Genomic DNA, 7547 nt, shown 5'->3' with positions numbered 1-7547 from the left:
CAGAGCCTCCTCGATTTGCCCGAATTGCTATGTGGCCGAACGCTTTCGGGCATCGCGAAATAGACCTGGACACACCGGTGGGATACCGGATGCCAGGTCGCGGAAGACCGCATTGCCCTGGGTGATTCGACGAATGCGCGGCGTCGGGGATGACGCTTTCGCGCGTGATTTCCTATGTGCTCGTTCCGGCCGGTTGCCCGTTATGTCGCGGCCGGGGATGCGGTTGCCTCCGGGTCACCCGCATCGGATTGTCGTGCTCTCTCTTCTCCTCCAACTTCACCGGCGAGCGTTGCTCACCCGACTCTCGTGAGCGATGCTCTGTCACCCGCATCACACGGATGCCGTCCATGCATTGCGAAGACTAGGGGCAAAGCGAATAAAACGGAACTTTTTCCCGAAAAAAAGTTGGACGAGCGTCTAGTTGGTTTCGGAGATTACGCGGAGACCGCGAATAATGTGGGTGCAACCACATGGCAGAGCCAACGTGTGACCGAGCACACTTTCGGATGCGAAGACTATGAGTCGAAACGTTGCATCTGCGTTGCATCGGCGCCCATCCGCCGATCCAGCACCCGGATCTTCGCCTCGATCTGCGAATACAGCGGTGAATCACGGTCCACCGTCGAGCGATACGCCGCCCAGGCGGCCGCATCGTCACGACCTTCCGCACCCGAGGTCCACTTGCTCAGGACGGCGGCTTCACCGGAACGCAACACAGCGGTGCGCAGGCGCACCCGCAATTCATCGCGAATGTCTATAACTCCCGGCGCATTCGAACGCGGCAGTGCCGGACCCGCGTACAGGCGCACCGCCGCATCCACATCCCCGGAATCCAGCGCGGCCCGCAGCGCCTCCACATCCGTGGCGATCGGAACCCGCAAACGGTAAGGGCGCGAACCGAACACATTCGGACCGACCACCGACCGCAACCGCGACATGGCGGCGCGAATGGTGGCGTTGTCCAGATCGGCGTCATCGAGCAGCAGAGCCAGGTGATCGGCGGACAGGCCCTCGGGATGCTCGGCCAACAGCAGCAGGATCTCGGCATGGCGCTGCGACAATGGAACTCGCTCACCCGCCACCGTCAACTGCGGCTGGCCCAGACCCAGCACCTCCAGACCCAGCCGTTCGGGCATCGGCGCGTCGGCACCGGATCGGCGATCATGGCCCGAACGCACCGCCGCCAGCAGCAGATCCATCTCCGCCGCCGTCGCCGCCGCCTTGACCAGCGCCAGAATCTCCGGGCGCGCGACCCGCACCCCGCCCGCGATCATCAGCACACCCACCAGACGGCCATCCGGATCATGAACGGGCGCAGCCGCTCCGGTGATCTGATGCATACGATGCAGGAAATGCTCCGGCCCGTGAATCCAGGCCGCCCGGCCGGTCCGCACCACCAGGCCCACCGCATTGGTGCCGACCCGGCGCTCGCTCAGATCATTGCCCTCACGCAGACCGGCGTCGGCCGCGGCCTGCACCCGATCGGTATTGCCGTGCACCGACAACACCCGACCGAACTGATCGGCCACCACCACGATCAGCCCCGTGCTGGTGGCATCGCGCAGCAGCAACTTGTCGACCAGCGGCATGACAGCGGCGATCGGATGGGCGTCTCGATAGCGTTCGAGATCAGCGCCGCGCAGTCCGCGGCCGTCGTTGTCGTCCATGGGATCGACGCCGCCGCGCACACTGCGCAGCCACGACTCGAGCACCATCGGTCGCAACAAACCAGGCAGCTGACCCAACTGTTCGCCGCCCACACTGAGATATCCGTGGGCTTGCGCGGCATAGGCCTCGAGCGCACCCAACTGAGTGCCCGGTTCGGCACCGTGCTGCGGACTGCTCCCACCTGCGAGATTGCTGACCATTTGCCTTTCTTTCCGAACCCAAAGAGTACCTACGGGTTACCGCACACAAGTACGAAGCCATAGGTTTGTCCCGCAGGTCACATCCGAAACCGAGCCTCGCGGAATGTGAGCTGTGTCTAATTGCCGTATCTTCTGCCCTCCGCTTCGCTCCGGGCGGGTTCGCGGCCTTGAAGTCCCGTTTCTTCCCTCCCTCCGCTCCTCCGCTGCGCTCCCCCGCCTCCAAGGCGCAGGTCTATGGAGCCGCAGTCCAGAAACGGGACCGGCCGCGAACCTTGAATGTCATTGCGCCACGGGGGAATCGGGTGCTGTGCGAGGGTGATCGGGTGGATGGGATCGACCTGACCGATTTGGATCGCTTCATGTGCGGGTTTCCGCACGAGACCTTCGATCGACTCCGCGCGGAAGCTCCGGTCTGGTGGCATCCGCCCACCGGTCACACCCCTGACGGCGAGGGGTTCTGGGTGCTCAGCCGGTATGCCCACATCGTTGCCGCCGCGGGAGATTCGGCCACTTACTCCTCACAGGGCGGTGGCACTCGCGCCGGGGGCGGGACGCTCATCGAGGACCTGCCCGGCGGATGGGCCGCCGGGGTTTTGCTCAATATGATGGACGATCCCCGGCATGCGCGGGTGCGACGGTTGTTGACCCCGAGTGTGGCTCCCCGGACGCTGCGACTCATCGAAGCGGACCTGCGCGCGCGGGCCGGGGCGCTCGTGGCCGCGGCGGTTGCCAAGGGGGAGTGCGATTTTCTGCTCGACCTGGCCGCGGAGTTGCCACTGCAGGCGGTCGCGAATCTGCTCGGAGTGCCGCAGGAGGATCGGCATCGGCTCTTCGGATGGGCGAATGTCGCGCTGGATTACCAGGATCGGGAGCTGGGCGAGATCAACGCGCGCACCCGGGAGGCCGTCGCACAGACACGGAGTTATGGCACACGGCTATTGGCCGCCAAGAAGGCCGCACCCGCGGACGACCTGATGTCGCTCGCCGCCACCGCCACCATCGACGGGGAACCGCTCTCGGAGATGGAGCAGGCCATGCTGTTCAGCCTGCTCATCGCCGCCGGCAGCGAAACCACCAGGAATTCGGTGGCACTCGGTATGGCGGCGCTCATCGAACGACCCGAGATATGGCACCGGCTCCGGACCGATCGCAGCCTGCTCGACGGGGCCGTCGAGGAGATGCTGCGCTGGGCCTCCTCCACGCCCTACAACCGGCGCACCGCCACCCGCGATCACGAACTCGGCGGGCAGCGCATACGCGCCGGGGACAAGGTGACGCTGTGGTGGGCCTCGGCCAACCGGGACGCCGAGGTATTCCCCGATCCGCACCGATTCGACATCTCCCGAAAACCCAACCCGCACCTGGCATTCGGGCGTGGCGGCCACTTCTGCCTCGGCTCGGCGCTGGCCCGCATGGAGATGCGGGTGATGTTCACGGCCCTGCTGGATCAGGTCGCGAGCGTGGAGCTCACCGGGCCCGTCGAGTACACCCGCAGTAACAAACACACCGGCGTCCGGCATATGCCGGTGCGCTTGACCGCCTGGGATTGATTTGCGGACCGTGGATCCCGGCCACAAGCCTGCCGGGATGACGAGGCGAGCATTCGCAATCACGGTGGAGCGCGAAATCAGTTGGGCGGCAAGGTCGGTCGTAGAGCGGCGGCGTCACGGAGCTTGGCCGCGCCCCACCACAGGCCGGTGCCGTACGCGACATCCTCGAGCCGTTTGCACAGCACATAGCGGGTCGGATCGAGGCTGCCCGCCTCACGATGGATGAACCAGTCGGCCAGACCGTCCGCCACCGCGATGGTCACCGCCAGATGGCGAATCCGGCGCGAGCACAGCATGCCCAGCAGCGTCACCGGCCAATAGTGCCGGCACAGCGAGGAGGCCAGCCGCCACATACCGCCCGAGAAACCACGCGCCATATATATGGCCGAGACCCGGGTCGGATTGTCGAGCTCGGCGAAGACCCGGCGCAACCGGAACAGGGTCAGTACCAGCGTCACGATGCCGCCCGCCGTACCCCAGCGGGTGAGCGTGCCGAACAGCAGCGCCGTCACCGCCGTCCAGATCGGAATCGACAGCGGTGAGGCCATACCCGCATGCCGCTGACCCAGCGGAGCCACCCCGGTGCCATGGGTCACCTTGTGCGCGAACCACTTTCGCAGCGATACCGGATTGCTGTGCGCCACCCGGGCGGCCGGTTCATAGCGCAGCCGCCAGCCCGCGCGATCCAGTCGCCAGCACAGGTCGATATCCCCGCCCGCCGCCATGGCCTCGTCGAAACCACCCTCGGCCAGTAGGGCGAGGCGGCGCACCAGCAGCGCGGTACTCGGCACATACGGCACCGGACCGTGCGCCTGCACCGCCGACTCACGACGCCCGCGATGCAGCGAACCGCGGGTGTGCTCATACCGCGCCAGCAGCGTCGAATCCGGATCCATGGCCAGAATGCGCGGGGCCACCAGCGCCACCTTGGGATCGCTGAAATGCCCGAGCATGACCTCCAGCCAGCCCGTGCGGGGCACCACATCCGGATCCAGGAAGGCTACGAATTCGGTGGCGGCACACCGTAATCCGAAATTGCGGGCCGCCGCCGATCCGTGCCGCCGATCCCGGCGCAGCACCGTCACCCGGCAGCGATTGCCGCGCGCGGGCGGAATCGACACCGGGCGATCCGAACCGTCGTCCACCACGATCACCGTGTACCCGCGCAGCGCCGACAGCAGCCGATTCAGCCCATCCGGGTCATTGTGCACCGGGACGATGACGGTCACATCCTCCAGCGACGGCAGCAGTCGCGGACGCGGATTCGCCACCCCCGAGTCGAGTAGACGTCTGGCAACCCGAGCCGACGTAGGGTCGGTCACCTCGAGGTACCCGTCACCGATCATGGCCGCAGCCTCCGGAGCTAGGCGGAGCAACCGGTTCGGCGAGCCGCCGACCAGGAACCGTCCGCCGGAGTAAGTGCGCACCCTGGGATCGATCCGCACCCCGAAACCATCGGGAAGGCGATCATGGCGCATTCCTGGAATGCTAAGTCAGCACACCGGTAGCAATCATGATTGGCGCGCCGCTCACTCACGGAGATACTGCGTAAATCCGTATGCGCCACCCACAGCGGAACCGCCGCGACATACGGCGCTCTAGACTGCGGAGGCAGAAAAACCGGCAGGTGAACAGGCAGGGGACTTCGAATCCGGTCCCACGATGCCCACCGATGAGTGGTCGAGGTGGTATGGGAGTCGGACGTATGCAGACAAGCGGGGGCGGGAGTAACACTCTCTCCGAAGCAGAGATCGTCGAAGCGGCACTGCGGGTGGTCCGGCAGGACGGTGTGGAGAAACTCTCCATGCGCCGCCTCTCCCGCGAACTCGGCGTCTCCCCCATGGCCCCGTATTACTACGTCGCGGACAAACGCGAGCTACTCGACCTGGTCGCCACCGCCGCACTCACCGGAGTACGCAAGCAGCCACCGGAATTCGGCCCGTGGCAAATGCGACTGCGCGACCTCATCGATCAGATCGACGAGAAATTGCGCCGCCATCCCGGACTCGGCGATGTACTGATCGAGCAGATGCTCGGCAAACAGCTCGATCTCATCGCCGCGGTGATGGAGATACTCTTCGATGCCGGATTCAACGAGCGCAATGTGCTCGCCGCCTACGCGACCATCCACACCTACCTCTTCGGGCGCAGCAAGGTGAATCCGCGCGACCGCGGGGCATTACAGGATCGGGTGCTGCCCGAGGCCGTGGAGCGCGCCATGAAACACCTGGGCGACCTGCGCGGGAAGTACTCCTACGACTTCTCGATGGATGTGCTGGTGGCCGGACTCGAGGCTCAGCTTGTCCGGCAGCGAGACAGCACCGTATAGTTAAACTAGAACACGTTCTAGTTTGGGCACACTGGGCCGGGACCCCACACCGCGCCGGGTTCGAGAGGACACTATGACCACCGTCGACGTACCGCACAGCTCGCGGTCTGTGGTGCTGCGAGTCTCCGCGGTCATCAACGAAACAGCCGATTCGGTTTCGGTGGTATTCGACGTCCCCGAGGATATGCGCGACCGCTTCAGCTACCAGCCGGGCCAATTCCTGACCCTGCGCATTCCCAGCGACCTCACCGGATCGGTCGCGCGCTGCTACTCGCTCGCCAGCTCACCGCATACCGACGACAAGCCCAAGGTGACCGTCAAGCGCACCGTGAACGGCTACGGTTCGAACTGGGTGTGCGACAACCTCACCGCGGGCAGCGAGATCGAAGTACTGCCGCCCTCAGGCGTCTTCACACCCAAGAACCTCGATGCGGATCTGCTGCTCTTCGCCGCGGGCTCCGGCATCACCCCGGTCATGTCGATCCTGAAATCCGCGCTCGCGCGGGGCAACGGGCGCATCGTGGTGGTGTACGCCAACCGCGATGCCGAATCGGTCATCTTCGCCGCGGAGCTGCGCGAACTCGCGGATAAGAATCCGCAGCGGCTCACCGTCATCCACTGGCTCGAGCCACTGCAGGGACTGCCGACCGCCGACGCGCTCGCCACCCTCACCGCGCCCTACGCCGGGTACGAGGCATTCATGTGCGGCCCCAAGCCGTTCATGGATCGGGTGCACGACGCACTCGCACAGAACGCGGTGCCGCGCAATCGGACTCATGCCGAGGTGTTCAACTCGCTCTCCGGTGATCCGTTCGCCGATGTCGCACCCACCGAGATCAGCGATGAGGAGGCCGCCGACGCGGCCACCGTCGAGGTCGAACTCGACGGGGAGACACACGAACTCACCTGGCCGCGCAGTCAGACGCTGGTGGACATCATGCTGTCCAAGGGCCTGGACGTGCCGTACTCCTGCCTCGAGGGCGAATGCGGGTCGTGCGCCTGCACCGTCGTCGAGGGCAGCGTCGAGATGGAGAACGCCGAGATCCTCGACCCCGAGGACATCGCCAACGGCTACATCCTGGGCTGCCAGGCGCGACCGACCACGGACCGCCTGAAGATCCAGTTCTGACCAACTCTCGGGACTCTCAGGGGCTTCGCCCCCGAACCCCCGAGTGGAATCGGCCGCCGCGTCACTGACGCGGCGGCCGATTCAGTTGTGGCGCACGGCCACTCAGTACGCCGAGAAGACGTTGGCGATGGTGCCGTAGCGGTGGGCGGCGTAGTTGCACGCCGCGGTGATGTTGGCGACCGGGTCGTAGATATCCCAGGAGGTGCCCTCCACGTGGTACGCCTGGAAGGTCGGGTCGATGACCTGGAGCAGGCCCTTGGAGGGGATGCCCGCGGCGGCATTCGAGTCGTAGAGGTTGATGGCGCGGGGATTGCCGCCGGACTCGCGGATGATGTTCCGGAAGATGCTGTCGTAATCGCCCGGGATGTTGTTCTTGCCCATCACATAGAGGGCGTTCTTGATCCAGCCGTCGAGATCGTCGGCGAAGGTCGGCGGCAGCAGATCCGAGTACGGCGCGGGCAGCGTCTGCACGTACTGGCGGATCTGATCCTGCTGCGGCTCAGGCAGCGTACGAGCGAACTGCTGAGCCTGCTCAACGGGCTGCTGCAGCTCCGCGGGCACACCGGGGGCATCGGCATGCGCCGTGGCGACGGGTACCACGGTGAGCGCGGCGAGGACGGCAAGGGGGAACAGTTTTCGCAATCTGGTGACCTGCTGACTTGTGTTGTGAA

6 protein-coding genes are annotated in these 7547 nt (G+C 65.6%); 3 read left to right on the top strand and 3 right to left on the bottom strand.

The annotated features are described in order from the left end of the window. Window positions 1-515: 515 nt before the first annotated feature. On the bottom strand, window positions 516-1868 hold the full coding sequence (locus OHB26_RS15060) for a GAF domain-containing protein (RefSeq protein WP_330184783.1): 1353 nt from the start codon (window positions 1866-1868) through the stop codon (window positions 516-518). Window positions 1869-2227: 359 nt separating this feature from the next. Here OHB26_RS15060 and OHB26_RS15055 point away from each other — a divergent pair, with 359 nt between their 5' ends. Then, the gene (locus OHB26_RS15055) at window positions 2228-3418 is read left to right on the top strand and encodes a cytochrome P450 (RefSeq protein WP_330185649.1); all 1191 of its coding nucleotides are present in this window, start codon (window positions 2228-2230) and stop codon (window positions 3416-3418) included. Window positions 3419-3495: 77 nt separating this feature from the next. On the opposite strand, the gene mftF is transcribed toward OHB26_RS15055, so the two are convergent. After that, window positions 3496-4896 carry a mycofactocin biosynthesis glycosyltransferase MftF gene (gene mftF, locus OHB26_RS15050; RefSeq protein WP_330184782.1) on the bottom strand — a complete coding sequence of 467 codons (1401 nt, stop codon included), beginning with the start codon at window positions 4894-4896 and terminating at the stop codon, window positions 3496-3498. A 227-nt stretch (window positions 4897-5123) separates the two neighbouring features. Here mftF and mftR2 point away from each other — a divergent pair, with 227 nt between their 5' ends. Together mftR2 and OHB26_RS15040 are read left to right on the top strand one after the other, a co-directional pair. Further along, window positions 5124-5747, top strand: coding sequence for a mycofactocin system transcriptional regulator MftR2 (gene mftR2 / locus OHB26_RS15045; RefSeq protein ID WP_330184781.1), 624 nt, complete (start codon window positions 5124-5126; stop codon window positions 5745-5747). 73 nt (window positions 5748-5820) lie between these two features. Further along, window positions 5821-6876, top strand: a complete 1056-nt coding sequence (locus OHB26_RS15040) for a ferredoxin--NADP reductase (protein ID WP_330184780.1) — start codon at window positions 5821-5823, stop codon at window positions 6874-6876. A gap of 102 nt (window positions 6877-6978) precedes the next feature. Here the strand turns inward: OHB26_RS15040 and OHB26_RS15035 are convergent, their stop codons facing one another. After that, the gene (locus OHB26_RS15035; protein ID WP_330184779.1) at window positions 6979-7518 is read right to left on the bottom strand and encodes a transglycosylase SLT domain-containing protein; all 540 of its coding nucleotides are present in this window, start codon (window positions 7516-7518) and stop codon (window positions 6979-6981) included. Window positions 7519-7547: the final 29 nt, after the last annotated feature.

The organism is Nocardia sp. NBC_01503, from assembly GCF_036327755.1.
In the GTDB taxonomy this organism is placed as follows: Bacteria; Actinomycetota; Actinomycetes; order Mycobacteriales; family Mycobacteriaceae; genus Nocardia.
The sequence above is the reverse complement of the archived record's forward strand: the minus strand, read 5'-3'. Positions and strand labels throughout refer to the sequence as shown.

Bases quoted from the DNA above. Each gene is read 5' to 3' on its own strand.
- OHB26_RS15060 (WP_330184783.1), bottom strand. From the start codon at position 1,868: ATGGTCAGCAATCTCGCAGGTGGGAGCAGTCCGCAGCACGGTGCCGAA.
- OHB26_RS15055 (WP_330185649.1), top strand. From the start codon at position 2,228: ATGTGCGGGTTTCCGCACGAGACCTTCGATCGACTCCGCGCGGAAGCT.
- mftF (WP_330184782.1), bottom strand. From the start codon at position 4,896: ATGCGCCATGATCGCCTTCCCGATGGTTTCGGGGTGCGGATCGATCCC.
- mftR2 (WP_330184781.1), top strand. From the start codon at position 5,124: ATGCAGACAAGCGGGGGCGGGAGTAACACTCTCTCCGAAGCAGAGATC.
- OHB26_RS15040 (WP_330184780.1), top strand. From the start codon at position 5,821: ATGACCACCGTCGACGTACCGCACAGCTCGCGGTCTGTGGTGCTGCGA.